The sequence below is a fragment of the Massilia sp. YIM B02443 genome (genome assembly GCF_030411955.1).
In the GTDB taxonomy this organism is placed as follows: domain Bacteria; phylum Pseudomonadota; class Gammaproteobacteria; order Burkholderiales; family Burkholderiaceae_D; genus Telluria.
The window spans coordinates 146629-172994 of the sequence record NZ_JASNRA010000003.1 but is presented as its reverse complement, the minus strand read 5'-3'; the positions used below and the strand labels follow the sequence as shown (position 1 = coordinate 172994).

At 66.8% G+C, this 26366-nt stretch carries 25 protein-coding genes; 8 read left to right on the top strand and 17 right to left on the bottom strand.

Annotated features, from left to right (window positions below; translation table 11 throughout):
- Positions 1-7: 7 nt before the first annotated feature.
- From QPK27_RS05100 to QPK27_RS05060, 9 genes are all read right to left on the bottom strand, one after another.
- On the bottom strand, positions 8-892 hold the full coding sequence (locus tag QPK27_RS05100) for an SAM-dependent methyltransferase (protein WP_290417124.1): 885 nt from the start codon (positions 890-892) through the stop codon (positions 8-10).
- A gap of 7 nt (positions 893-899) precedes the next feature.
- Positions 900-1241 (bottom strand): ISC system 2Fe-2S type ferredoxin, encoded by a 342-nt coding sequence (gene fdx / locus QPK27_RS05095; protein WP_290417123.1) that lies wholly within the window; start codon positions 1239-1241, stop codon positions 900-902.
- Positions 1242-1326: 85 nt separating this feature from the next.
- Positions 1327-3216, bottom strand: coding sequence for a Fe-S protein assembly chaperone HscA (gene hscA, locus QPK27_RS05090; RefSeq protein ID WP_290417122.1), 1890 nt, complete (start codon positions 3214-3216; stop codon positions 1327-1329).
- 105 nt (positions 3217-3321) lie between these two features.
- A complete protein-coding gene (gene hscB, locus QPK27_RS05085) occupies positions 3322-3837 on the bottom strand; it encodes a Fe-S protein assembly co-chaperone HscB (RefSeq protein ID WP_290417121.1) in 516 nt (171 codons plus the stop codon).
- 6 nt (positions 3838-3843) lie between these two features.
- A complete protein-coding gene (gene iscA / locus QPK27_RS05080; RefSeq protein WP_290417120.1) occupies positions 3844-4167 on the bottom strand; it encodes an iron-sulfur cluster assembly protein IscA in 324 nt (107 codons plus the stop codon).
- Positions 4168-4204: 37 nt separating this feature from the next.
- The gene (gene iscU, locus QPK27_RS05075; RefSeq protein WP_290417119.1) at positions 4205-4600 is read right to left on the bottom strand and encodes a Fe-S cluster assembly scaffold IscU; all 396 of its coding nucleotides are present in this window, start codon (positions 4598-4600) and stop codon (positions 4205-4207) included.
- 25 nt (positions 4601-4625) lie between these two features.
- On the bottom strand, positions 4626-5882 hold the full coding sequence (locus tag QPK27_RS05070) for an IscS subfamily cysteine desulfurase (protein WP_290417118.1): 1257 nt from the start codon (positions 5880-5882) through the stop codon (positions 4626-4628).
- A gap of 30 nt (positions 5883-5912) precedes the next feature.
- Positions 5913-6398 (bottom strand): Fe-S cluster assembly transcriptional regulator IscR, encoded by a 486-nt coding sequence (gene iscR, locus QPK27_RS05065; RefSeq protein ID WP_290417117.1) that lies wholly within the window; start codon positions 6396-6398, stop codon positions 5913-5915.
- A gap of 318 nt (positions 6399-6716) precedes the next feature.
- On the bottom strand, positions 6717-7484 hold the full coding sequence (locus QPK27_RS05060) for a uracil-DNA glycosylase (RefSeq protein WP_290417116.1): 768 nt from the start codon (positions 7482-7484) through the stop codon (positions 6717-6719).
- A gap of 159 nt (positions 7485-7643) precedes the next feature.
- Here QPK27_RS05060 and QPK27_RS05055 point away from each other — a divergent pair, with 159 nt between their 5' ends.
- The gene (locus QPK27_RS05055; protein ID WP_290417115.1) at positions 7644-8213 is read left to right on the top strand and encodes a CBS domain-containing protein; all 570 of its coding nucleotides are present in this window, start codon (positions 7644-7646) and stop codon (positions 8211-8213) included.
- Here the strand turns inward: QPK27_RS05055 and maiA are convergent.
- Entirely contained in the window at positions 8123-8767 is a 645-nt protein-coding gene (gene maiA / locus QPK27_RS05050; protein ID WP_290417114.1) for a maleylacetoacetate isomerase, read from the bottom strand. The two genes, QPK27_RS05055 and maiA, sit on opposite strands and share 91 nt — an antisense overlap.
- A 3-nt stretch (positions 8768-8770) precedes the next feature.
- Positions 8771-9826, bottom strand: coding sequence for a fumarylacetoacetate hydrolase family protein (locus QPK27_RS05045; RefSeq protein WP_290417113.1), 1056 nt, complete (start codon positions 9824-9826; stop codon positions 8771-8773).
- 96 nt (positions 9827-9922) lie between these two features.
- On the opposite strand from QPK27_RS05045, the gene QPK27_RS05040 reads away from it, so the two are divergent.
- From QPK27_RS05040 to QPK27_RS05025, 4 genes are all read left to right on the top strand, one after another.
- Positions 9923-10873, top strand: a complete 951-nt coding sequence (locus QPK27_RS05040) for a LysR family transcriptional regulator (RefSeq protein ID WP_290417112.1) — start codon at positions 9923-9925, stop codon at positions 10871-10873.
- A gap of 2 nt (positions 10874-10875) precedes the next feature.
- A complete protein-coding gene (locus QPK27_RS05035) occupies positions 10876-11463 on the top strand; it encodes a gamma-glutamylcyclotransferase (protein WP_290417111.1) in 588 nt (195 codons plus the stop codon).
- Positions 11464-11470: 7 nt separating this feature from the next.
- On the top strand, positions 11471-12040 hold the full coding sequence (locus tag QPK27_RS05030; protein ID WP_290417110.1) for a hypothetical protein: 570 nt from the start codon (positions 11471-11473) through the stop codon (positions 12038-12040).
- Positions 12041-12214: 174 nt separating this feature from the next.
- Positions 12215-12538 (top strand): hypothetical protein, encoded by a 324-nt coding sequence (locus QPK27_RS05025; RefSeq protein ID WP_290417109.1) that lies wholly within the window; start codon positions 12215-12217, stop codon positions 12536-12538.
- 100 nt (positions 12539-12638) lie between these two features.
- Here the strand turns inward: QPK27_RS05025 and QPK27_RS05020 are convergent, their stop codons facing one another.
- The 5 genes from QPK27_RS05020 to QPK27_RS05000 form a co-directional block, all read right to left on the bottom strand.
- A complete protein-coding gene (locus tag QPK27_RS05020; RefSeq protein ID WP_290417108.1) occupies positions 12639-13814 on the bottom strand; it encodes a PA0069 family radical SAM protein in 1176 nt (391 codons plus the stop codon).
- A gap of 70 nt (positions 13815-13884) precedes the next feature.
- On the bottom strand, positions 13885-14487 hold the full coding sequence (locus tag QPK27_RS05015; RefSeq protein WP_290417107.1) for a tRNA-uridine aminocarboxypropyltransferase: 603 nt from the start codon (positions 14485-14487) through the stop codon (positions 13885-13887).
- 81 nt (positions 14488-14568) lie between these two features.
- Positions 14569-16032, bottom strand: a complete 1464-nt coding sequence (locus QPK27_RS05010; protein ID WP_290417106.1) for an efflux transporter outer membrane subunit — start codon at positions 16030-16032, stop codon at positions 14569-14571.
- The gene (locus QPK27_RS05005) at positions 16029-17120 is read right to left on the bottom strand and encodes an HlyD family secretion protein (protein ID WP_290417105.1); all 1092 of its coding nucleotides are present in this window, start codon (positions 17118-17120) and stop codon (positions 16029-16031) included. The genes QPK27_RS05010 and QPK27_RS05005 overlap by 4 nt, the downstream gene beginning before the upstream one ends.
- A gap of 30 nt (positions 17121-17150) precedes the next feature.
- The gene (locus tag QPK27_RS05000; protein WP_290417104.1) at positions 17151-18821 is read right to left on the bottom strand and encodes an MFS transporter; all 1671 of its coding nucleotides are present in this window, start codon (positions 18819-18821) and stop codon (positions 17151-17153) included.
- Positions 18822-19056: 235 nt separating this feature from the next.
- On the opposite strand from QPK27_RS05000, the gene QPK27_RS04995 reads away from it, so the two are divergent.
- A complete protein-coding gene (locus tag QPK27_RS04995) occupies positions 19057-20379 on the top strand; it encodes a dienelactone hydrolase family protein (protein WP_290417103.1) in 1323 nt (440 codons plus the stop codon).
- Positions 20380-20527: 148 nt separating this feature from the next.
- Positions 20528-21751 carry a triacylglycerol lipase gene (locus QPK27_RS04990; protein WP_290417102.1) on the top strand — a complete coding sequence of 408 codons (1224 nt, stop codon included), beginning with the start codon at positions 20528-20530 and terminating at the stop codon, positions 21749-21751.
- 249 nt (positions 21752-22000) lie between these two features.
- On the opposite strand, the gene QPK27_RS04985 is transcribed toward QPK27_RS04990, so the two are convergent.
- The gene (locus QPK27_RS04985; protein WP_290417101.1) at positions 22001-23908 is read right to left on the bottom strand and encodes a PAS domain-containing sensor histidine kinase; all 1908 of its coding nucleotides are present in this window, start codon (positions 23906-23908) and stop codon (positions 22001-22003) included.
- A gap of 210 nt (positions 23909-24118) precedes the next feature.
- On the opposite strand from QPK27_RS04985, the gene QPK27_RS04980 reads away from it, so the two are divergent.
- The gene (locus tag QPK27_RS04980) at positions 24119-26362 is read left to right on the top strand and encodes an ATP-binding protein (protein ID WP_290417100.1); all 2244 of its coding nucleotides are present in this window, start codon (positions 24119-24121) and stop codon (positions 26360-26362) included.
- Positions 26363-26366: the final 4 nt, after the last annotated feature.

The window sequence follows — 26366 nt, the reverse complement described above, 5'->3', positions numbered from 1 at the left end:
CTCGGCGTTACTCCGTGGTCTCGGCTTGCGGGGTATAGAAGCGGTGCCGCATCTCGGTCAGTCCGACTTCGGCCAGCACTTCGTGCAGGCGTTCGGCCGGACGGCGGCGCGGCAGGTTTTTATAGGTGGCGACGATCAGCTCGTTCTTCATCGAGTGTTCCCAGCCCACCAGTTCGGTGACCGTGACCTGGTAGCCGTGCGCTTCCAGCTGCAGGCAGCGCAGCACGTTGGTGATCTGGCTGCCGAACTCGCGGGTGTGGATCGGGTGGCGCCAGATCTCGGTCAGCGCGCTGCGCCCCAGGTCCTTGCCCTTGTTCTTGCGCAGCACGCTGGCCACTTCGGCCTGGCAGCACGGCACCAGCACCATGTGCCTGGCCTTCTTCTTGAGGGCGAAGTCGATGGCGTCGTCGGTGGCGGTGTTACAGGCGTGCAGCGCGGTGACGATGTCGATCTCTTGCGGCAGCTGGCTCGAGGTGGTCGATTCGGCCACCGACAGCGGCAGGAACGACATGCCTGAGAAGCCCAGGCGCGCGGCCAGCTCGGTGGATTTGCTGACCAGTTCTTCGCGCGTCTCGATGCCGTAGATATGGGAACCTTCGCCGTGCTGCTTGACGAACAGGTCGTACAGGATGAAGCCGAGATAGGACTTGCCGGCGCCGTGGTCGACCAGCGACACGCTGCCCTTGGCTTCCTGCACGTCGCGCAGCAGCGGCTCGATGAAGTTGTACAGGTGGTAGACCTGCTTCAGCTTGCGGCGGCTGTCCTGATTGAGCTTGCCGTCGCGCGTGAGGATGTGCAGCTCCTTGAGCAGCTCGATCGACTGGCCGGGACGCACTTCCGGGGGCAGCTCGGTGGCGGCAGGCGCCTTCTTGGCGACGGGTTCGCGCTTCATGGACAAATCAGTGGTTCTTTTCGGCGGCGTGGTTGATCGTGTATTTCGGGATTTCGACGACCAGGTCTTCTTCCGCGATGATCGCCTGGCACGACAGGCGCGAGTTCGGCTCCAGGCCCCAGGCCTTGTCGAGCATGTCTTCTTCTTTTTCTTCCTGCTCGTTCAGCGAGTCGAAGCCTTCGCGCACGATCACGTGGCAGGTGGTGCAGGCGCAGACGCGGTCGCAGGCGTGTTCGATCTCGATGTCGTTGTCCAGCAGGACGTCGCAGACCGACTTGCCGGCCGGGGCTTCGAGCACGGCGCCGTCAGGGCAGAAGACCGGGTGCGGGAGGATGACGATTTGTGGCACTTGGGTTACCTCGTTAATTTGTTTTATGTGTAGCGCAGCTCAGGACGTAGGGTGGACGGCTATGCCGTCCACAAGTTCGACCACCTCAGACCTCGTCCAGCGACTTGCCCGCCAGCGCCTTGCGCACGCTCTTGTCCATGCGCCGGGCGGCGAATTCTTCGGTGCCGCGCGCAAGCGCCTGCACCGCATTGTGCAGCGCGTCCTGGCGCTGGCCGGCTTCCAAGGCGGCGTCCTGCGACGACGTGATCGCATCGACCACGCCCTGCTCCAGCGCGGCGACCGCGGCGCGTTCTTGAGGCGACAGCAGCTCGGCGTCGTCCGCCAGCGCCGAGGCGGTCGCCAGCAGGATGCGCTCAGCCTCGACCTGCTCTTCGCGCAGCGCGCGCATCTGCATGTCTTCGGAAGCCGACGAGTACGAATCCTGCAGCATGCGCGCCACCTCGTCGTCGCCCAGGCCGTACGACGGCTTGACCGTGATCGAGGCTTCCACGCCCGAGCGCATCTCGCGCGCCGCCACCGCCAGCAGGCCATCGGCGTCGACTTGATAGGTGACGCGGATGCGCGCCGCGCCGGCCGCCATCGGCGGGATGCCGCGCAGTTCGAAGCGCGCCAGCGAGCGGCAGTCGCTCACCAGTTCGCGCTCGCCCTGCACCACGTGCACCGCCAGCGCGGTCTGGCCGTCCTTGAAGGTAGTGAACTCCTGGGCGCGCGCCACCGGGATGGTCGAGTTGCGCGGGATGATCTTCTCCACCAGGCCGCCCATGGTCTCGATGCCGAGCGACAGCGGGGTCACGTCCAGCAGCAGCCAGTCGTCACCTTCGGCGCGGTTACCGGCCAGCAGGTTGGCCTGGATCGCGGCGCCCAGCGCCACCACGCGGTCCGGGTCGATGTTCGCGTGCGGGATGGTCTGGAAGAATTCCGACACGGCGCGGCGCACGTGCGGCATGCGCGTCGCGCCGCCCACCATCACCACGCCGTCGACGTCCTCGACCGCCACGTCGGCGTCGCGCATCGCCTTGCGGATCGCGTTCATGGTCTTGTTGACCAGGTTTTTCGTGATCTCGGCGAAGGTGTGCGCGGTGATCGTCAGCTGCACGATCTCGCCCGATTTCAGGATCGCTTCGATCGACGTCTCTTCATTGGTCGACAGCAGTTCCTTGGCCTGGCGCGCCTTGACCATCAGGGTCGCGGTGTCCTGGTCCGACAGCGGCGCCAGCTTGGCCTGCTCGACCATCCAGCAGAACAGGCGGTGGTCGAAGTCGTCGCCGCCCAGCGCCGAATCGCCGCCGGTGGACAGCACTTCGAACACGCCCTTGGAGAGCTTGAGGATCGAGATATCGAAGGTGCCGCCGCCCAGGTCATACACGGCATAGACGCCTTCCTTGCCATGGTCCAGGCCATAGGCGATGGCGGCGGCGGTCGGTTCGGACAGCAGGCGCAGCACGTTCAGGCCGGCCAGCTGGGCCGCGTCCTTGGTGGCCTGGCGCTGGGCGTCGTCGAAATAGGCCGGCACGGTGATCACGGCGCCGACCAGGTCGTCGCCCAGCGAATCCTCGGCGCGCTGGCGCAGCGTGGCCAGGATGTTGGCCGAGACTTCGACCGGGCTCTTCACGCCGGCCACGGTATTGAGCTGCACCATGCCTTCGCCGTCGACGAAATCGTAGGGCAGGTTTTCGGCGTGGGCGATGTCCTTCAAGCCGCGGCCCATGAAGCGCTTGACCGAGACGATGGTGTTCTTCGGATCCGTGGTCTGGTGCGCGCGCGCCTTGTGGCCGATATTGGCGTTGCCATCCGGGAGGAAGCGCACGATCGACGGCAGCAGCGAGCGGCCCTCCTCGTCGCTGAGCACTTCGGGACTGCCGCTGCGCACGGTGGCGACCAGCGAGTTGGTGGTGCCCAGGTCGATGCCCACGGCCAGGCGGTGCTGGTGCGGGGCGGTGGACATGCCGGGTTCGGCGATTTGGAGGAGTGCCATAGTCGTGTTACCAATATTGTTTTTGTGCGCCGGGGATGATACGCCGAATCGGGATCGCGCGCCGGGCGGCAGGCCGTATTCGCCACCGTACGGTGGCGCAACAGGTCAGGCTTCGATGGCTTCGAAGGCGTACTGCACTTCGTCGCCGAATTTGTCGAGGAACATCAGCGAGCGTACGCCTTGAGCAGCGGCCTTGTAGTCGCCCGCATCAAGCTGCTTTTCCACGCTGCCCAGCAGGTTCTTGCGCTCGCTGCGCAGCTGCGCTTCAAGACGGTCGAGCGCGATCGCATCCCTGGCTGCGCGCGCGTCTTCCAGCTCTTCGCGCCATTCCATCTGCTGCATCAAAAATGCCGGCGGCATGGCCGTGTTCGATTCGGTCTGCAGATCGACGCCATTGAGCTCGCACAGGTACTGCGCGCGCTTCTGCGGATGGCGCAGCGTCTGATACGCCTCGTTGGCGCGCGTCGCCCACTGCATCGCCACGCGCTTCTCGGCGTCGGTGGCGTTCACGAAACGGTCGGGATGGACGCGCCCCTGCACTTCGCGGTAGGCGGCGTCCAGGGCGTCCTGGTCGACCTCGAAGCGGGCCGGCAGCTGGAACAGGTCGAAGTGATTCTGCATAAGCCCTTAGATACGGAAGCTTTCGCCGCAGCCGCAGTTGTCCTTGACGTTCGGGTTGTTGAAGCGGAAGCCTTCGTTCAGGCCTTCGCGTGCGAAGTCGAGTTCGGTGCCGTCGATGTAGGCCAGGCTTTTCGGGTCGACGAAGACCTTCACGCCGTGCGACTCGAAGACGCTGTCTTCGGCCGCGCTTTCATCGACGTACTCCAGCTTGTAGGCCAGGCCGGAGCAGCCCGTGGTGCGCACCCCGAAACGCAAGCCGATGCCCTTGCCCCGGCGTTCGAGGTAGCGGTTGACGTGTTTCGCAGCTTTTTCGGTCAGGGTGATTGCCATGTGCTTCTCCAGCTTGTTTCTACAGTGACGACGGTGATTACGCTGCTGCCTTGTCGGCGTGCTTTGCCTTGTAGTCGGCAACGGCGGCCTTGATCGCGTCTTCGGCCAGGATCGAGCAGTGGATCTTGACCGGCGGCAGCGCCAGTTCTTCGGCAATCTGCGTGTTCTTGATCGCCAGCGCTTCGTCCAGGCTCTTGCCCTTGACCCACTCAGTGACCAGCGAGCTGGAGGCGATGGCCGAACCGCAGCCATAGGTCTTGAACTTCGCGTCTTCGATCAGGCCCTGGTCGTTGACCTTGATCTGCAGTTTCATGACGTCGCCGCAGGCCGGCGCGCCGACCATGCCGGTGCCGATCGCATCGTCGCCCTTGTCGAAGGCGCCGACGTTGCGCGGGTTTTCGTAGTGGTCCAGAACTTTGTCCGAATATGCCATGGTGATGCTCCTTGAATTCAGTAATTTAGTGGGCTGCCCATTGGATCGAGTTCAGGTCGATCCCTTCCTTGAACATGTCCCACAGCGGCGACAGTTCGCGCAGTTTGCCGACTTTGCTCTTCAGCAGTTCGACAGCAAAATCAATTTCTTCTTCGGTCGTGAAGCGGCCGATGGTAAAGCGGATCGAGCTGTGCGCCAGTTCGTCGCTGCGGCCCAGGGCGCGCAGCACGTACGACGGTTCCAGGCTGGCCGAGGTGCAGGCCGAACCGGACGAGACGGCGATGTCCTTGACCGCCATGATCAGCGACTCGCCCTCGACGTAGTTGAACGAGACGTTCAGGTTGTGCGGCACGCGGTGGTCCATGTCGCCGTTGACGTAGACCTCTTCGATCTCCATCAGGCCCTTGGCCAGGCGGTCGCGCAGCGCCTTCACGCGCACCAGTTCGGCGTCCATTTCTTCCTTGGCAATGCGGAAGGCTTCGCCCATGCCCACGATCTGGTGGGTCGGCAGCGTGCCCGAACGCAGGCCGCGCTCGTGGCCGCCGCCGTGCATCTGCGCTTCCAGGCGCACGCGCGGCTTGCGGCGCACGTACAGGGCGCCGATGCCCTTCGGACCGTACACCTTGTGCGCGGTGAAGGTCATCAGGTCGACCTTGCTGTTGGCCAGGTCGATGTGCACCTTGCCGACCGCTTGCGCGGCGTCGCAGTGGAAGATGATGTTCTTCGAGCGGCACAGGGTGGCCAGCTCTTCGATCGGCTGGATCACGCCGATCTCGTTATTCACCAGCATCACCGAGACCAGGATGGTGTCCGGACGGATCGCCGCCTGCAGCTGCTCGACGGTGATCAGGCCGTTATCCTGCGGCTCGAGGTAGGTCGCTTCGAAGCCGACGCGTTCCAGCTCGCGCACGGTGTCGAGCACGGCCTTGTGCTCGGTCTTCACGGTGATGATGTGCTTGCCGCGGGTTTTATAGAAATGCGCCGCGCCCTTGATCGCCAGGTTGTTGCTTTCGGTGGCGCCCGAGGTCCAGATGATTTCGCGCGGATCGGCGCCGACGATGGCGGCGACGTGGCCGCGCGCTTCTTCGACCGCCGCTTCGGCGGTCCAGCCGTAGGCGTGCGAACGCGAAGCCGGGTTGCCGAACTGCTCGCGCAGGAACGGAATCATCTTGTCCGCCACGCGCGGATCGATCGGCGTGGTGGCCGAGTAGTCCAGGTAGATCGGGAAATGGGGGGCAGTCGCGAAGCTCTGCTCGGTTTTCTTGTCCAAAGGCGCGTTCATCAATTCACTCCAGTAAGCTTCAACTTGCTATTAGTTTTGTCCGACGGCGGCGGGGGCGCCGCGGTGCACGTGCACCACATTCTGTTCGGCTTGCTCTTTCTGCCGCTGCTGGTCGACCAGGTCTTGCAGGGAAACCGAATCCAGGTAATCGACCATCTTTTCGTTCAGCGTGGTCCACAGTTCGTGGGTCATGCAGCGGGCGCCGTGGGCGGCCGTGCCGGCGCAGTTTTCCTTGCCGCCGCACTGCGTCGCGTCGATCGGTTCGTCGACGGCGATGATGATGTCGGCCACCGTCACCTTTTCGGCAGTGCGCGCCAGGCTGTAGCCGCCGCCCGGGCCGCGGATCGACTCGACGATCTCGTGGCGGCGCAGCTTGCCGAACAGCTGCTCCAGGTAGGACAGCGAAATGGCCTGGCGCTGGCTGATGCCCGACAGCGTGACCGGACCATTGCCTTGACGCATGGCTAGATCGATCATCGCGGTAACAGCGAAACGGCCTTTGGTAGTCAGACGCATGACAACCCCGGTTAATGTTAAAATATTCCTCTTGTTCAACACCCCGTCTTATGCAGTTTCTGCAGAGGGGCAGATGAATAACCTGATTAGTTGAACGATTTAGTCAAGTATAGCAAATCGCGGGGGACTTGTCTTGGAGGGCCCCAAAAACGGCCGGGGCGTTCCCACCCCACCTTTTCCCTGATCTTGATGGCAACGTAGGGTTGGCCTCGGCGGCCCCGCGCTATGCCGCCGACGCGGTGATTGTTGGCGGCTCCGCTGTCGTGCCGGATGATCTCGCTGCAAACGACCACCGCGTCGGCGGCGGAGCCGCCAACCCTACGGTTTCAGCAAATGCATCGGACCGAACAGGCGGTGCATGCCTTCATGCTCGATGAACGTCAGATTGTAGGGATGCTCGGCCACGGCCTGCGGGAAGGCCGCCGTCTCCGGCAGCTTCTTCAGCTGCTCGGCGATCTTGCCCCATAACACCAGGGTCGGCGGCCGGGACTGCCCGGCCAGCGCCGCCAGCACCGTCTGCAGGAACGGCAGCCAGGCGCGGGCGTCGATCGCCGGCGCCACGTGCTTGCGGAACACCAGCGCCGCATTCAGCAGCAGGAAGCCCTGGCCATGCAGCTTGTCCTGCAGCTGCGCCAGGGTCTGGATCGCCGCGCCGGCGCGCGCCGCCCGGGCCACGGACGCCAGCGCGTCGCCGCCGGTCGCGCCCGGCTGCAATTGACCGTCGGCCACCAGCAGCATCTTCATGAAGTTGCGCAGCGAGGTGGCGCGGTTGACCGGCTTCGACAGCCCGGTCGCGGACCACAATTCTCCCACTGCCCCGTCCATGAAGCAGACCCCGGTCGCACTTTCGGCGCGCGGGTACGGCCCCTCCCCCACCAGCACATAGCGGACCCGCTCGACAGGCTGGGCAAAAGCGGCGAACAGGCGGCCTTCGGTCGGCAGGTAATCGTCGGCCGCCAGCGCCGCCAGGTAGCCGGGGTTGGCGCGGGCGACGGCCGCCAGGCCGGCCTCGAGCGTCGGGCGCCAGGAAGCGTCGGCCAGGTCGAGGGCTTGCAGGATCGGTGCGGGGATGTCGATGTTGGACATGGTGGAATGGCAAGTCGGAAGAGGCGCGATTGTCGCACAGGGCGGTGCTGCGACGCGCGCAGCTTGCCACCGTTCAAGGTGGCGTCCGCCATGGGCGAAGCGGCGCATCATGGCCGCCTTTCCCCACGCGGGAACTTCGACCAGGCTCAGGAGGACAGCATGCAAACCATTCGCGAAGTGATGACACCCGACGTACGCACGATTTCGCCGCAGGAATCGGTGCAGCGCGCGGCCCAGATGATGGATGAACTTAATGTCGGCGCGATTCCCGTGTGCGACGGCGAGCGCCTGGTCGGCATGATCACCGACCGCGACATCACGGTGCGCTCGGTCGCCGCCGGCCAGGCGCCCGACGCCACCCGCGTGGCCGACGTGATGAGCACCGACGTGCGCACCTGCACCAGCGACCAGGAAGTCGACGCGGTCATGCACCAGATGGGCGACGTGCAGATCCGGCGCGTGCCGGTGATCGATCAGGCCTCGCAGCGCCTGGTCGGCATCGTCTCGCTGGGCGGCCAAGCATTCGGCCCAGGTCGACCGCACGCTGGACGAGATCTCGACGCCGGCCGAGCCGGACCGCTCGACGCTGCGGCATTGAAGAAAGTGTGCCACGGCCGGCTGGCGGTCGCGGCGCCGGGCTATTCCTTGTCCGGCTGCTGCGACGGATGCGCCGCCCTGAACGCCGGCAGTTCGATGCACAGCGAATTGATGCGGTCGATGTTCGGGTAGGCCGCGACGTCGATATTGAAACGCTGGGCGTTGAACACCTGCGGCACCAGGTAGCAGTCGGCGATGGTCGGATGGTCGCCGTGGCAGAACGGCCCGGCGCCGGGGTCGCGCGCCAGGTGCGCCTCGAGCGACTGGAAGCCTTCGATGACCCAATGGCGGTACCACTCGGTCTTGGCCTGGTCCGACAGTCCCATGTGCTTGACCAGGTAGTTCAGCACGCGCAGGTTGTTGACCGGGTGGATGTCGCAGCCGACGATCTGGGCCAGTTCGCGCACCCGCGCCCGGCCCGGCGCATCCTTCGGCAGCAGCGGCGGCTGCGGGTGCGTCTCTTCCAGGTACTCGATGATCGCCATCGACTGGGTCAGCGTGATCCAGTCGTCCTGGAACGACGGCACCAGGCCGCTCGGGTTGATCTTGCGGTACTCGTCCTGCAGGTGCTCGCCGCCGCCGCGCAGCAGGTGCACCGGCACCGCGTCGTAGTGCAGACCCTTGAGGTTGAGCGCGATGCGCACCCGGTAGGCGGCCGAACTGCGGAAATACGTGAACAGCTTCATGGATTACCTCGCGTGTTGGACGCCCTGGCGTTCGCCGTGGCGCGGGCCGTGATACTGCACCACCTCCTGGTCGATGGCGCCGAAAATGCTGACGCCACTGTCATCGAACATCTCGATGCGCACCGTGTCGCCGTAGCGCAAGAACGGCGTCTGCGGCTTGCCGCCCTCGATGGTTTCGTACATGCGCACTTCGGCCAGGCAGCAGTAGCCAACGCCGCCGTTCTGCACGCTCGAACCGTGCAGGCTGCCCTGCTTGTTCGAGACGGTGCCGGAACCGATGATGCTGCCCGCGCACAGCTCGCGCGTGGTGGCCGCGTGCGCGACCAGCTGGGCGAAGCTGAAGGTCATGTCCTCGCCCGCGTTGGGTCGGCCGAACGGCTCGCGGTTGAGGGTGACGAGCAGCGGCAGGTGCAGCTTGCTGCCGGTCCAGGCGCCGCCCAGTTCGTCCGGCGTGACCGCCACCGGAGAAAAGGCGCTGGCGGGCTTGGACTGGTAGAAGCCGAAACCCTTGGCCAGCTCGTTCGGGATCAGGTTGCGCAGCGAAACGTCGTTGACCAGCATCACCAGGCGGATTGCGCCGGCCGCCTCGTCGACGCTGGCGCCCATCGGCACGTCGCCCGTGATCACCGCCACCTCGGCTTCCAGGTCGACGCCCCAGTCTTCGGACAGCACCGCGATCGGGTCGCACGGGCCGACGAAGGAGTCGCCGCCGCCCTGGTACATCAATGGATCGCTGTAGAACGAGGCCGGCACCTCGGCGCCGCGCGCCTTGCGCACCAGTTCGACGTGGTTGATGTAGGCCGAGCCGTCGGCCCACTGGTAGGCGCGCGGCAGCGGCGAGTGGCATTCGTGCTCGATGAAGGATTCGGCGTTGTCGGCGGCGCCGTCGTTGAGCTGGTCGTACACCGCCTGCAATTGCGGCGCGACGCGTTCCCAGTCGTCCAGTGCCGCCTGCAGGGTGGCGGCAATTTCCGGCACGGCCTGGCAGGTGACCAGGTCGCGGCTGACGACGACCAGCGCGCCGTCGCGGCGGCCGTTCTTGATGGTGGCGAGTTTCATGGGCGTTTCCTTCGCTGTTGCTGAGCAGTCGCCATTACAGAGGAAAACCAATTATCATTCAAACGATATTTTCCGCACGATCTATCGGACTTTCTCATGAATCCAACCCTGCGCCAGATGCGCGCCTTCGTCGCCCTGGCCAAGAGCGGCAACTTCACGCTCGCCGCGCAGGCGCTGCACGTGACGCAATCGGCGCTGTCCGGATTGATCAAGGAGCTGGAGCAGACCCTGGGCGCGCGCGTGGTCGACCGCAGCACGCGCCGCATCGACCTGACCGACATCGGGCGCGAGCTATACCCCTTATTTAGCCAAATGATCGATGACCTGGACGGTGCGCTGGCTAACGTCGCCGACCATACGCGCCTCAAGAAAGGCGTGGTGCGCATCGCCGCGCCGCAACTGCTGGCGTGCACCCTGCTGCCGCAGGTGATCGCGGCCTGGCGCGCGCAGCATCCGGACGTCGAAGTGCGGCTGGCCGACACCGAGGTCGAAGGCGTGGTCACCCGGGTGCTGTCGGGCGAAGCGGACGTCGGCATCGGCCCCGAGCGCATGCCGGCGCCACCCCTGATGGCGCGCCAGCTATTCGAGATGCCGTTCGCGGCGGTGTTCCCGCAAGGCCACCCGCTCGAGGCACAGCAGCGCGTCACGTGGCACGACCTGGCGGCGTATCCGCTGATCTCGCTGCAGGGCCAGTTCACCGAGCGCCTGCTGGACGACATGCATGCGGCCACTGCAGCGCGCGCCGTCACGGTGCGGCCGGCGCACGAGGTGACCTTCATGACCACCGCGCTGGCGATGGTCGGCGCCGGCCTTGGCGTGACCGTATGCCTGCCATACGCCGCGCCGCTGGTGGCGCAGCACCGGCTGGCGCTGCGTCCATTGGAAGACCCGGTGCTGAGCCGCCGCTTCCTGGTGTACACCCGGCCCGGCCGCTCGCTGTCGCCGGCGTCCGAGGCCTTCATCGCCTTTCTGTTCGGCCACGTCGAGCGCGTCCATGGCGCCCCCGCGCTACAATCTGGCGCTCCTTCACCAGTGTCCGGCCCTTGACGATGTCCCTCAACACGATCGCGATCAACCAGCAGATGAACCGCTTCGACGGCCACGCCAGCGTATGGCTGTTCGGCTACGGCTCGCTGATCTTCAAGGCCGACTTTCCCTTCATCGAGCGGCGCCCGGCCTGTATCCGCGGCTGGACCCGCCGCTTCTGGCAGGGCTCGCACGACCATCGCGGCACCGAGACCGCGCCCGGCCGGGTGGTGACGCTGGCGCCGCAGGAAGGCGCCGTGTGCCACGGCATGGCTTACCTGGTCACGCCGGAAGAATTCGCCCACCTCGACCACCGCGAAAAGAACGGCTACCTGCGCCTGGCGACCGACATGCACTTCGAGGACGGCAGCACGGTCGAGGGCATCGTCTACATCGCCACCCACGACAACGCGGCCTACCTGGGACCGGCGAGCGAACCCGATATCGCGCGCCAGATCGCGTCGGCGCGCGGACCGAGCGGGCCGAACAGTGAATACCTGCTGCGCCTGGCGCAGGCGCTGCGCGAACTGGGCAAGCCGGACGAGCACGTGTTCGAGCTCGAGCGCCGACTGCTCGCGTTGGAAGCAGACAACGCGGCGCGACCGGCCTAGCATCCCGATGCGTTCCCCGGCCGCCAAACGCACCGTCGTCGTCGAATCAGTGAACGCCGCAGGACCCGAGACACTGCACCTGACCTGCCCCCGGCAATGTCTGCTCGCGCCCACGCTCTTGTGCATCGCCGGCATATTGGTCCTGACCACGGCGTACCGAAACGGTTGGCCGCGCATCGTAGCCGGCGAAGCGTATCTGTTCGTAGCGGTGTCGCTGTTCATGGTGGTATTCCTGGTCGTCATCCTGTACCGCAACTTCGTCTACCAGGACCAGCTTCTGATCGGACATGGCGCGCTGCCGGTTCGCGGCATGGGCGCGATCTGTCTCGACGCCCGCGACATCGTTTCCGTGCACCTGCGCCCCGCATCCACGATTTCCGCCTTCGAATCGAGAATGGCATGGCTCGGAATGGGGCAGGGACTGATTGAGATCGACACCGCCAACCAGCGCTACCGGTTCGGCGCCGGGCTCGACATCTATCGCGCCGAGGCTGCGCTGCAGCAGATCGCGGCATTCTGCCAGGCGGGCAGGACGTCGCCCGGCGCAACGCCGGCGTCCGGCCAGGCATCGCACTAAGGTCGTGCTCAAAAACGGCGCGATCCCGAACTGGCTACCATTAGGCCGGCAAGTTCACCCTTATTGATGGATGATGCGGCTGGTTTGAGACGACTCAAAAAGCTGGCCGGAGGCGAACGCCTAAATGACACAGTTGCATACCATGGCAGTTCGATCGACTGTGCGGAGACAGCCATGCGCGCAATGTGCAAACGCTTGAGCTTGCTGGGTTTGCTGGGATTGCCCGCGCTCGGCGGATGTGGCGGCGACGAGTGGGATCTGCGGATGTCCTTCGTCGCTTCGCCTTCGGTGCTGGCGCCGGGCGGATGGGTGATGCTGAACTGGTCCTCGTACGACACCGCATACTGCACGGCGGACGAGGGATGGAGCGGCGCCAGAACCGCAGCCGGCACCGAACGTATTCGGCTGGACGGCAGTGGCCGCCGCATCTTCAGGCTGACGTGCAGCGATGGCGACAGGATTGTTGTAAGCACGGTCGAGGTGCTGGTCGCGTCATAGCGGTGTTGCAACCGCGGCACTTGCTTGCATGTAGACAAGCCATTTGCCGTTTCGCGCCGAGCCCACCGCTGGAGCCCGGTGCAAGCCCGGGCGCCGCACGTCAGAACAGATCCATCTGCGCGCTAGCCTTGGCGCTGCTCTTGCCCACCGCCGCCGGCACCACCAGCGGCTTCCTGAACTGCGTCGTGTCGAGCCGCCCGAAACGTCCACGCAACTCGGTCATGCCGAGCCGCTCGGCCGCCTTTTCGAAACGCTGGCGGATCAGGTCGGCCCATACGCCTTCGCCGTGCATGCGGCGCGCGAAGTCGCTGTCGTAATCCTTGCCGCCGCGCATGTCGCGGATGCGGTTCATGACGCGCGCGGCGCGGTCGGGGAAATGGGCTTGCAACCATTCCTGGAACAGCGGATTGACCTCGTTCGGCAGGCGCAGCACCGTGTAGTGGGCGCCGACCGCGCCGGCGTCGCGCGCTGCTTCCAGGATGCGCTCGATCTCGGGCTCGGTGACGAACGGGATGATCGGCGCCACGCTGACGCTGACCGGGATGCCGGCGTCGGTCAGGGTGCGGATGGTGCGCAGGCGCCGCATCGGGGCGGCCGCGCGCGGCTCCAGCGTGCGCGCGATCTGGGCGTCGAGCGTGGTCAGGGTGATGGCGGCGCAGGCCAGCCCCTTGGCGGCCATCGGCGCCAGCAGGTCGATGTCGCGCTCGATCAGCGAGGACTTGGTGATCAGGCCGGCCGGGTGGCGGCATTCGGACAGCACTTCGAGCACCTGGCGCGTGATGCCGCGTTCGCGCTCGCACGGTTGATAGGCGTCGGTGTTGACGCCGATGGCGATGTGCTCGGGGACGTAGCCGGGCCTGGCGAGTTCGCGCCGCAGCAGTTCGGGGGCGTTGACCTTGGCGAACAGCCGGCTTTCGAAGTCCAGGCCGGGCGACAGCCCGAGGTAGCTGTGCGTCGGCCGCGCGAAGCAGTAGATGCAGCCGTGCTCGCAGCCGCGGTAGGGATTCAGCGAGACATTGAAGGGGATGTCGGGCGAGGTGTTGCGCGTCAGGATGGTCTTGGCGACTTCGTCGGTGACGACGGTGCGCACGGCGGCGTCGTCGAGATGGTGCTCCCAGCCGTCGTCGAAGCGTTCGCGGCCGTTGACCTCGTAGCGGCCTTGCAGGTTCGATACCGCTCCCCTGCCCTTGCGCGCCACGGGCGCAGGCACGGGCAGGGGCTGCTCGATCAGGGACTCGCGGACGGTGTGCTGGTGGGCTGGATGAGAGATGGCCATGGCTGGCGCTCCATACTGTATGTTTATACAGTATCTTACGCCGCACCGACATGGAACTCAAGCGGGATTTTCAGCGGAACCAGGCGGCTTGTTGTTCCACAAAGCCGTCGAAGGCTTGCAGCAGCGGGACGTAGCGGGCGGCGTCGCCTTCGAGCTGGGCCAGGGCCTGGGCGGCCGCTTCCAGCGACGAGAGCTGGTGTGGCGCATGGGCCTTGCGGATGCGGTAGCCCGACGGGGCGACGTCGGTCAGGGCCAGGCGTGGCAGGCGCTGCAGGAGCGGGTTCAGGTAGAGCATCTTGCGGCTCTTGCGCCAGGTGGCGTCGAGGACGACCAGGCGCACGGCCGAGGCGGGACGCGCTGGAAATGGTGGCGGCGTTGGTAATCCGGCATCGCCGGGGGTGTCCGGGTACAGCAGCACCGCGGTACGGGCGCCGGCGTGCAGCAAGGTGTGGAGCTGGTCGGGGGCGAAGGTTTCGCCGATGGCCATTGTGCTTTCCGTGGCGCTCAGGTGCAACAGGCGGGCGCTGTTCTTGGCGTTGCCGACTTCGAGGGGGTGTTGCAGGATCAGCAGCGATGCCTGTGAATGGATCGGGGTGATCCAGTGGCAGATGCAGGCGGATTCGGCGCGCAGGCAGGTGGTGCAGGTTGGGCGCTTGGCTTTGGGTTGGGTCATGCGGGTGGTGCGGCTTCGGTGGGGAACTTGGGTCCCCGCCTCCGCGGGGACGACGTGCTTGCTTACGTGTCCTATCTCGAGCTAACGCTGTGCGCCTGATGCGGGAACCACATCCACTCCCGGCGTCCATCCTCCCCCTAGCGCCCTATACAGATCGACGTGCGCCGCCAGCAGGCTGGCGCGCAATTGCAGCGCATTCACGTCGGCGGTGAACGCCGTACGCTGCGCGTCCAGCTCTTCCAGGTAGGACGCATAGCCGTTGGCATAGCGGTTGCGCGCCACGCGCAGCACTTCGTTGGCGGCCACGCGGCGCGCCTCGGCTTCCACCAGCTGGCGGTGCAGGCCGTCGATCGAGGCCAGCGCGTTGTCGGTTTCGGCGAACGCGGTGCGCACCACGGATTCATAGGTGAAGATGGCGCGGTCGCGCACGGTCCCGACGATCTCGGCCTGGGCGCGCAGGCGGCCGGCGTCGAACAGCGGCGCCAGCACGCTGCCGCCGATGCTCCACAGGTCGGTCGGCGATTGCAGCAGGTCTGGCAGGCTGTGCGCGGCGGCGCCGACCGACGCCGTCAGGCGGATCGACGGCAGCAGCTGGCTGCGCGCCACCGCCAGGCTGGTGTCGGCTGCGGCCAGGGCGTTCTCGGCCTGGGCGATGTCGGGACGGCGGCGCAGCAGTTCGGACGGCAGGCCGGGCATGACTGCCGGTTCGCGCAGCGACAGCAGGTCGGCGCCGCGCGCCACCGGGCCGGGGCTGGCTCCCAGCAGCAGGTTGAGCGATTGCTCCTGCAGCGCGATCTGGCGCTCCAGCTGAGGGACGGCGGCGGCGGTGGCGTGCAGCTCGGCCTCGGCCTGCGACATTTCCAGGCGCGAGCTGTAGCCGACCTCGAACTGGTGGCGCGCCAGCTCGAACGAACGCTCGCGCGATTCCAGCGTGGCGCGCGCCAGCTGCAGCTGGGCGTCCAGGCCCAGCAGGTTCAGGTAGCCGGAGGCGGTGTTGGCGGCGACCGCCAGTGCGGCCGCGTCCAGCGCCGCCTGTTGCGACAATTGCTCGAAGCGCGCCGCCGCGACCGCGCCGGCCACCCGTCCGAACAGGTCGAGCTCGTAGCTGGCCTGCACCGTGCCGGCGATCGACGTGGTTTCCACGGGCGTGCCGAACGGGCCGATGGCGCGCGCGCGGGTCGGTCCCACGGACAGGTTCAGCGCCGGGAAACGCGCGCTGTCGGCGACGCGGATGCGCGCCGCATATTCCTGCAGGCGCGACCGGGCGATGCGCAGGTCGCCGTTGCTGTCGAGCGCGCGCCGCACCAGGGCGTCGAGCGCCGGGTCGCCAAAGCTGCGCCACCAGTCGCGATTGACGACGCCCGAAGCCGGAGTCGAACCGGCACTGCGCTCTGCCACTGCAGGCGCCCCGGCCGCGGGGACCGACGTACGCCAGCCGCCCGGCAGCGTCAGCGACGATTCCGGCGCCGGCTGCGGCGCCATGGTGCAGGCGCCCAGCGCCAGCGGCAGCGCCAACGCCGCCAGGTTGAAGCGACGCCGGCTCACCGCTGCGCCCCCGCCGTCTGCGTCGCCACCGAGGCGGTATCGATCGTGGTCACCACCGACATGCCCGGCCGCAGACGCTGCGCCAGCGGCTGGTTCGGGTCGATGCTGATACGCACCGGAATGCGCTGGGCGATCTTGACGAAGTTGCCGGTGGCGTTGTCCGGCGCGATCACCGAGAACTCGGAACCGGTCGCCGGCGAAATGCGCTCGACGTGCCCGCGCAGGCGCGCATTGCCGAGGGCGTCGACGGTAAACGTCACCGGCTGGCCGACCGCCACGTTGCCCATCTGGGTTTCCTTCATGTTGGCGATCACCCACATGGTTTCCGGCACCAGCGCCGTCAATTGGGCGCCGGCGTTGACGAAGGCGCCCTGGCGCACCGTCACCTGCCCCAGCTGGCCGTCGCGCGGCGCCGTGATGTGGGTGTTGGCCAGGTCGATCTCGGCCAGCTTGACGGCCGCTTCTGCGTTGGCGACGGCCGCTTCCAGCGCGGCGCGGTTGACGTCGACCGAGCGCAGGTTCTGGCGCGCGATCTCGAGCGTGGCGCGCGCCTGGTCGCGTGCGGCCGATGCTTGCGCGCCGCTTGCGCGGGCGGCGTCCAGCTCGCGCGCCGACAGCGAACCGTCGGCGGCCAGCTCTTCCACCCGGCGCAGGTCGGACTGGGCGCGCAGGCGCTGCGCTTCGTTCGAGGCCAGCAGCGCCTGGTTCTGGGCGATGGTGGCGCGCGCGCTGCTCGCGCTCTGGGCGAAATTGGACAGCGCCGCCTGGCGGTTGGCCAGCTCGGCGCGCGCCTGCGCCAGGCGCTGGGTCGGGATGCGGTCGTCGATGCGCATCAGGAGTTCGCCCTTGGCCACCTTCTGGAAGTCCTGCACCCGCACCTCGACCACGTAGCCGCTCAGCTGCGGGCTGATGATCGTCACCTGGCCGCGCACCAGCGCGTTCTCGGTAGTCTGCAGGGTGCTGCGGAACGGCGGCAGGTTCCAGGCGTACAGCACCAGCAGCACGCCGGCCAGGGCGATGGCGGCGAACGCAAGTGCACTGAGCAGGATGCGGCGGGAGCGGGATGGCGCGGTCGATGGTTCTGGCATGGTCGTGGGACTTGTGCTGGGATTGTCGGATTAATCGGTCACTGGTTCCGGCGGCGGCGGGCCGACCTTGGGCGGCGGCGCGGGCACGGCGGACGGTTTCGGGAAATAGTGCAGCCACACGGCGTGCAGGAAAATCCAGGTGGCGCTGGCGGCGGCGAGCATCGACAGCACCAGGAACACGTCGTTGTAGGCGAGGATATTGGCTTCGCGCGTGGCGGCGCTGGCCAGCGACTGCACGCCCTGGGCGGTGCGCGCGGCCGGGTCGGCCAGGAAGCGCCCGGCCGCGGCGGCGCCCGACTGGATGCGGCTGGCCACCAGCGGGTCCAGGCTCGACAGCCCTTCGGCAATCAGGGAAGAGTGGTATTTTTCGCGCACCACCTGGAAGGTGCCGACCAGGGCCGAGCCGAGCAGGCCGCCGAGGTTCTGGGTCAGGCCGAACAGCACCGAGAAACTGATCAGGTTCGAAGGATTCGCGATCACCGCGCCCAGCAGCGACACCACCAGCGGCCCCAGGAACAGGGTGCCGCCGAATGCCAACAGGCTCTGGCTCAGGAACATCTGCTCGGTGCGGGTCTGGTTGGTGGCGTGGGCGTCGATCCAGGCCCCCAGCGCCATGCACAGCAGTGCGATCACCTGCGGCGCCATCAGGTGCTGGACGTTGATGGTCAGCGCCGACACCACGATCCCAGCCACGGTCGCCGCCAGCACCACCGCGTACAGGGTCTGCAGCTGGTCATTGTCGAGGCCGACGGCGCGCAGGAAGCCGACCGCGCCCACGCTCTGCTCGGACAGCACGATGCGCACCAGGATCATCGACAGCGCCAGGCGCAGGATGTCGCGGCTGGCCAGCCAGCGCAGGTTGAGCAAGGGATTGTCGCGGTTGTGCTCGACGCACAGCGCCGCCGCCAGCAGCACGATGCCGCCAGCCAGCGCCATCCCGATCCAGGCGCGCTCGAACCACCATTCCACCCGCCCGAAGCTGATCGCCGCGCACAGCAGCGCCATGCCGGGCGCGAACAGGGCGAAGGTGACGAAGTCGGTCGGGCGGAACGCCTTGATGTAGTCGCCCGGCGGGAGTTTGAGCAGCAGCACCGCGCCGAGCGACACCAGCGCCAGGCCGAGCTCGAACATGTACAGGCCGCGCCACTCGGCGATCTGCAACAGGTCGTTGGAAAAAAGATACGCCAGCGGCAGCGCCAGCTGGGCCGCGCCCATCGCCAGCGCCACCCCGCGCAGGCGCCACTCCTTCTTGAAGCCCTGCAGGATGTAATACAGGCCCAGTGGCGACACCGCCGCCGCCAGCATGCCGTGGGCGGCGCGCACCGCAATCGCCGAGCCGAGGTCGTTGACGAACAGGTGGGCGAAGGTCACCAGCGCATACAGCACCAGGAAGATCTCGGTGAACAGGCGCAGGCCGAACTGCTGGCGGAATTTCACCAAGAGCAGGTTCATCGAGGCATTCGCCATCACGTAGGCGGCCGGCAGCCAGGTGGTCTCGGTGGAATAGGCGCCCAGCACACCCTGCAGGTGGACCAGGTTGACGGTGACCAGGGCGTTGCCGAGGCCACCGGTGATGGTGATCAGGATCCCGACGAACAGATAGGCAAAGCGCAGCGGCGTCGGATGGGCCGGCGTGGACGGCGAGCCGGGCATCATCGGCTTTTCGTCGGGGGCCCACTCGCGCGGCAGATACTTGCTCATCAGTTATGGTTTGAGGATATCAGGGTCGCAATCATACTCCTCCGTTAAAAAACACGTCGGATGGACACTTTTGCCACACGCAAAAATTTACCTCCAGAATTAGCCTGTTCGGTATTGCTCTCAGGATTTACTCGTCCTAGACTTGAATTATTCCATGCGGAAATTGTTCCACTCGGAACGGGTTCCGTAAGCACTGCGAACCGCAGCAAGTCCAGAGTCATCCACGTCGAGAACAATGTCCATCCGTACCCTGATCTCCACTTCGATTGCCGTGCTGGCCATGCTGCCGGCGATGTCCCACGCCCAGTCCGAGCTTCAAGCCCAGCCCCAGGTTGAACCGGCCGCCCTTCCCCTGGCGGCCGCAAGCGCCGGCGCCCTGCGCGCGCTGGACTACCACATGAACGAGCGCATCGTGCAGGTGCCGGCCGGCGAAAACGGCGAAGCCCTGCTCGAAACCACCGTGTTCCGTCCCGACGGCGCCGGTCCCTTCCCCCTGATCGTGATCAACCACGGCAAGGACCCGGGCCGCCCCAGCCTGCAACAGCGCGACCGCTTCTATCACATGGCCACTGCCTTCGTGAAGCGCGGCTACGCGGTGATGGTGCCGATGCGCCAGGGCTTTTCCAGGTCGGGTGGCAGCTACCGCGAACACGGCTGCGACATGACCGCCAACGGCTACACCCAGGCCGAGGACGTGCGCGCCACGCTCGCCTTCGCGCGCCAGCAGCCGTGGGTCGATGCCGACCACATCGTGGTGGCCGGCCAGTCCTACGGCGGCCTGGCCACGATCGCACTCGGCACCCAGGACTTGCCGGGCGTGCGCGGCCTGATCAACTTTGCCGGCGGCCTGCGCGACGACAGCGACCGCTGCGCCTGGCGCTCGCAGCTGGTGTCGGCGTTCGCCGAATATGGTTCCAAAGCCAAGCTGCCGAGCCTGTGGATGTACGGCCAGAACGATTCGCTGTTCGGCCCGGAACTGGCGCAGCGCATGCACGACGCCTACGCCCAGGCCGGCGGACGCGGCCGGCTTGTCGAATTCGCCGCCTTCAAGCGCGACTCGCACGGCATGCTGGCCAGCCGCGACGGCGAGAAAGTGTGGCTGGGAGATACGGAACAGTTCCTGAAAGAAATCGGCATGCCGACCAGGGTGGTGTTCGACGTGGCGCCAATGCCGAGCCCGGCTCGCACCGGCTTCGCCAGGGTCGACGACGTCGCCGCCGTGCCCTTCCTGTCCGAGAACGGCCGCCGCGCCTACAGCGACTACCTGACCAAGATGACGCCGCGCGCCTTCGCCGTGTCGCCCAGCGGCGCCTGGACCTGGGCCGAGGAAGGCGAAGACCCGGACGGCCGCGCGCTGGCCACCTGCTCGGCCAAGAGCAAGGAACCGTGCCGCCTGTACTCGGTCGACGACTACGTGGTCTGGAACGACGAGCGCCTGGATCAGGCCGAGAAGGCCTCCGCTACCGCGGCCCTGACGCCGGCGCCGGCGCCGACGGCAAGCGCGGCGGTGGCCAGCACCGCCCCGACCACCTCGGTCGGCAGCACCACCGTTCGATAAACACCGAAATGGCGCGCCATGCTGTCAAGCGTGGCGCGCATGTTTCCGCGCACAAAGACACACTGTCGCGCTCGCAGTCGATGCAGCGCAAACCGCAGCCCCGTCCGAACTCCCACAATGTGCCTGACGCATTGATCGGAGGAGCGAGATGGTCCGCCTTGCCCATGCCTGCGGCGCCGCCGTGCAGGCGCTCTGCCAGTTTTGCCTATTTTGCCTGACCTGCCTGACCCTGGCGTGCGGGTCCGCGCACGCCGCCAACAATTACCCCGTGGTGCTGGTGCACGGCTTCCTCGGCTTCGGGCCCGAGGAGTTCGAGCACAGCGGCTTCAACTACTGGGGCGGCTACGGCGACATCGCTGCCCACATGCAGGTCTACCGCGGTCCGCGCGCGATCTTCGCCGCCGTGGTCGGCCCGATCAGTTCCAACTGGGACCGCGCCGCCGACCTGTACACGCAGATCAAGGGCGGTTGCGTCGATTATGGCGCCGCCCACGTGCGCGACCACGGCGTCCCCGGCCAGGTCCAAAAGCCGCCCGGCAAGTGCTGGGCGGCCGATCCCAAGAACAATCCGCAAGACTATCCGCTGGCGCTGTATCCGGCCTGGGACCAGGACCACCCGATCCACCTGATCGGCCACAGCCAGGGCGGCACCACCATCCGCGCGCTGGTCGAGCTGCTCGAGCACGGCTCCAGCCAGGACGAAGGCGGCGGCGATCTCTACACGGGCGGCAAGGTCGGCTGGATCCGCAGCGTGACCACGGTCTCGGCGCCGCACAACGGCACCAGCCTGCCGGATGCGGTGTTCAACATCCTGCCCAATCTCGACCTGCCGCTGCGCGACATCCTGGGCCACCGCATGGCCGGCTGGGAACTGGCGCCCGACGGCGCGCGCGAATTCAACCTGTGGGCGCGCACCTCGCCGCACATCTATTATTTTTCGGTGGGCACGGTGGCGACCGAGGGCGGCAGCTGGTGCTGCAACGGCACCGACCGCACGGTCGCCCCGATCCAGACCGCGCTATTCCAGTATCCGCGCACCGACATGATCCCGTATTTCAAGACCTATGCCGGCGAATGGATCGTGCCCTCGGCGCTGCAGCGCGGCATGGGCAGCTACACCCAGAGCACGCCGGGACGGGTGCGCATCGACGCCGACTGGTTCGCCAACGATGGCGTGGTCAACACGATCAGCATGCGCGCGCCGGACGGGCATCCGGCGCGCGACTACGACGGCACGGCGCTACGCGGGACCTGGAATTTCCTGGGCAACTACAAGGGCTACGACCACTTCGACATCCTGAACTGGCCCAACAAGGGGCCGTCGGCCGACAAGCTGTATGACCAGATCAGCGATATCATTTTTGGGTTGTAAGGTGGAGGCGGTCAATGCGAAACGCTGTTCGTACCACGATCGCCCGATTGCACCGCCCCCCTCGAAGCCGTCGTTCCCGCGAAGGCGGGAACCTAAGTTCCCGTGCGCACCACTAGCCCGACCTTTAGTGGCTGAGCGAGCAAACTTGGATTCCCGCCTTCGCGGGAAGTCATTGCGACCAATGGAAGCGATGACGGTTTTTAAGTTAGCGGTAAATGGATGCGCAATCGCAGTGCGCTTGCCACCACCTCAATGCGCACTGCGCAGGCTGCGCGCCAGGTCCGACAGGCGGTATGGCTTGCTCACGAACGCGAACTCCCCCAGCTTGCTGCGGTCCAGGCGCAGCGCCGGCTGCGGATAGCCCGACGCCAGCATCACCTTGATGTTCGGGTAGTTCTGGCGCGTGTACGCCGCCAGCTCGACCCCGTTCATCCCGTTCGGCATCACCACATCGGTGAACAGGATGTCGACGTCGCGGCTGGCCAGCAGGCCCAGCGCATCGGTGCCGCTGGCCGCCGTCATCACGTCGTAGCCCATGCTCATGAACAGCGAGGAGGCCACGTCCAGCAGGTCCGGCTCGTCCTCGACGATCAGCACGGTCTCGGTCTCGACGTCGTGGAAATGGGCCGCGTTCGAGGTCACCGCCGGCAGGTAGATCGCGATCGTGGTGCCCTGCCCCAGCACGCTGTCGATCACGACGTCGCCGCCCGACTGCTTGATGAAGCCGTACACCTGGGCCAGTCCGAGGCCGGTGCCCTTGCCGACTTCCTTGGTGGTGAAGAACGGCTCGAAGGCGCGCGCGATGGTCTCGGGAGCCATGCCGCTGCCGGTGTCGCTCACCGCCAGACGCACCCAGGGGCCGGCGGCCAGGCCGTGCACCTGGTCCTGCGAAAGCAGGACGTTGCCGGTCACGATCTCGATGCGCCCGCCCCCCGGCATGGCGTCGCGCGCATTGACCACCAGGTTCAATACCGCCGACTCCAGGCGCGCGGCGTCGATCACCGCATTGTGGGTCTTGGGATCAAGCGTCAGGACGAAGTCGATCGACGAATTGGCGGCGCGCCGCAGCACCGATTCGAAGCCGCTGACGATGCGGTTGACGTTGCGCGTCTCGGGTTCGAGCGGCTGCTGGCGCGCGAACGCCAGCAGTTGCTGGGTCATGTTGGCGCCGCGGTCGATCGCGCGCCGCATGCTGTCCAGGGTCTTGGCGTCGCTGCCGCCAGCGTGGCGCATGGTGAGCACTTCCAGCCCGCTCGAGATCACCGACAGCAGGTTGTTGAAATCGTGCGCGATGCCGCCGGTGAGCTGGCCGATCGACTCCATCTTCTGCACCTGGAACAGCGCCGCCTGGGCTTTATCCAGGGCCTCGGCCGCCGCCTTCTTCTCGGTCAGGTCGCGCGTGATCTTGGCGTAGCCGAGCAGGCGCCCGTCCTCGCCGCGGATGGCGTCGATCACCACGTTGGCCCAGAACCGGGTGCCGTCCTTGCGCACGCGCCAGCCCTCGGCCTCGTAGCGGCCGACGTCGCCGGCCGTGGTCAAGGCGCGCGCCGGCATGCCGCTCAGGCGGTCCTCGTCGGTGTAGAAGCGCGAAAAATGGTGGCCGACGATCTCGTCGTGACAGTAGCCCTTGATGCGCTGTGCGCCGCTGTTCCAGTTCGACACCGTGCCTTCGGGCGTGAGCATGTACAGCGCGTAGTCGGTCACGCCCTGCACCAGCAGCCGGAAGCGCTGCTCGCTGTCGCGCAGCTTGTCTTCGGCCAGCTTGCGCTCGGTGACGTCGCGCGTGATCTTGGCAAAGCCCAGCAGGGCGCCGGCGTCGTCGTAGATCGGGTCGATCACCACGTGGGCCCAGAAGCGGGCGCCATCCTTGCGCACGCGCCAGCCTTCGGATTCGTAGCGGCCGTGCTCGAGGGCGTGCGCCAGCGCCTGCGCCGGCAGGCCGCTGGCGCGGTCTTCCGGCGTGTAGAAGCGCGAGAAGTGCTGCTGCAGGATCTCCTGCTCGACGTAGCCCTTGAAGCGCTGGGCGCCGGCGTTCCAGCTGTTGACGTAGCCCTGGGGGTCGAGCATGTAGATCGCGTAATCGCTGATGCCGGCGATCAGGTACTGGAGGCGCTGCTCGTCGGTCAGCGGCTGTCTGGCTGGGTGCGAAGTGTCCATGGGCCGTGCTGGATCCATTATCTCTATGCCAATCAAGTGGCATATCATACATCTGCTCTGCCTGATTACGCCACGCATCTCGATGTGCATTCGCAACATGCGCCGCGGCGCCGCGGTCTTGTCACCCGAATAAGCCGGCCGCTCGTGCGCAGTAGCAGTGCATTCACGGTAAAATACCGTCCTGTTCCCTGCGTGCGACTTCAAGGCTCCATGACCCAGGCTTCTCCCGACCACCTCGATCTGTCCGGCTGCGACGTCGAACCGATCCGTACGCCCGGCAGCATCCAGCCGCACGGCTTCATGCTGACGCTGTCATCCGGGCTGGAAGTGCTGCAGGCCAGCGCCAACCTGGCCGACTGGACCGGCGCCGAGGCCGGCGCCGCCATCGGCCGCGCGTTGCGCGACGTCATCGGCGACGCGGCCGGCGCCCGCCTCGAGCACGAACTGGGCGGCGCCGACCTCGGCGCGCGCCCGCTCTACCTGGGCACCATCACCGCCGCCAATGGCAAGCACTTCGACGTGCTCGGCCACGCCTGGGACGGGCTGCTCATCATCGAATTCGAGAACGTCGACCGCCCGCAGCCGGCCGACTTCCGCCACCTGTATCCGCTGGTCAGCGACTTCCTGCAGAAAGTCAACGAGCACGCCTCGATCCCGGCGCTGTCCGAGCTGGCCGCGCGCCACGTGCGCTCGGTGACCGGCTACGGACGCGTGATGGTCTACCAGTTCGACCCCAGCGGCCATGGCCGTGTGGTGGCGGAGTCGCTCGCCCCCGGCTACGACTCCTACCTGGGCCAGTCGTTCCCGGCCAGCGACATCCCGGCCCAGGCGCGCGACCTGTACCGGCTGTCGCCGATCCGCCTGATCCAGGACGCCAACTACCAGCCTTCGCCGCTGGTGCCGGGCGACAATCCCCTGACCGGAGCACGCAACGACCTGTCGTTCGCCGCCCTGCGCAGCGTCTCGCCGGTGCACCTGCAATACATGCGCAACATGGGCACGCTGGCGTCGATGTCGGTGTCGCTGATCGTCAAGGGTAAATTGTGGGGCCTGATCTCGTGCCACAACGCCGGGCCGTGCCCGGTGGCGGTCGAGAAGCGCACCGCCTGCGAGCAACTGGGCCAGATCCTGTCGCTGTGCATCGAGACGCGCGAGGACGCCGGCGAGCTGCAGTTCCGCCTCGACGTGCGGCGCGTGATGGTCGACCTGCTCGGCCACCTGACCAAGGGCGCCGACTTCGTCGACAACCTCAGCGGCGTATTCCCCGAGCTGCTGCGCTTCGCGCGCGCCGGCGGCGTGGCGATCGTCGCCGACGAGCGCATCCTGACCTACGGCGATGCGCCGGGAGAAGAAGCGATCCGCGGCCTGGCAACCTGGCTCGCGGTGCACGGCCACACCGAACTGTTCCACACCGACCACCTGGCCGACGTCTACCCGCCGGCCAAAGACCTGATGCGCAACGCCAGCGGCCTGATGGCGCTGCCGATCTCGCGCATCCACCAGCACTACCTGCTGTGGTTCCGCCCGGAGCTGGTGCAGACCGTCGAGTGGGCCGGCAATCCCTACGAAAAGCAGGCGCCCCCGGGCGCGCCGACCCAGCTGTCTCCGCGCCAGAGCTTCGCCGCCTGGCGCGAGACGATCCACGGCCACAGCCTGCCATGGCACGCGGCCGAGATCGAACTGGCGATCGAGTTCCGCAGCGCGCTGCTGGGCATCGCGCTCGAGCGCGCCGAACAGATGGCCGAACTGGCCGAGGAACTGAGCCGCTCGAACAAGGAACTGGAGGCGTTCTCGTACTCGGTCTCGCACGACCTGCGCGCGCCGCTGCGCCACATCGTCGGCTTTTCCGACCTGTTGATCGAATCGGCCGGCGCCGAGGATGCGATCATGCGCCAGCGCTTCCTGAAGAACATCAAGGAATCGGCGCGCCTGGCCGGCAAGCTGGTGGACGACCTGCTGTCGTTCTCGCAGATGGGCCGCGCGGCGCTGCGCCCGGCCGACGTCGACATGGCCGAACTGGTCTCGGCCTGCATCGACAAGCTGGGCATCGAGATCGGCCAGCGCAACGTCGACTGGCACATCGACGCGCTGCCGACCATCCACGCCGACCCGACCTTCCTGCACCTGGCGCTGTTCAACCTGCTGTCGAACGCGGTCAAGTTCACGGCCGCGCGCGACCCGGCCGTGATCCGCATCTGGGCCGATGACAAGCAGGACGAGACCGTGTTCCACGTGGCCGACAACGGCGCCGGCTTCAACATGGACTACGTGCACAAGCTGTTCGGCGTGTTCCAGCGCCTGCACCGGATGGAAGACTTCCAGGGCACCGGCATCGGCCTGGCCAACGTGCGCCGCATCGTCGAACGCCACAACGGCCGCGTCTGGGCCGAATCAAAACAAGCAGAAGGCGCGACCTTCTCGTTCAGCATTCCAAAACAACTCCCTGTTACCTGAGACC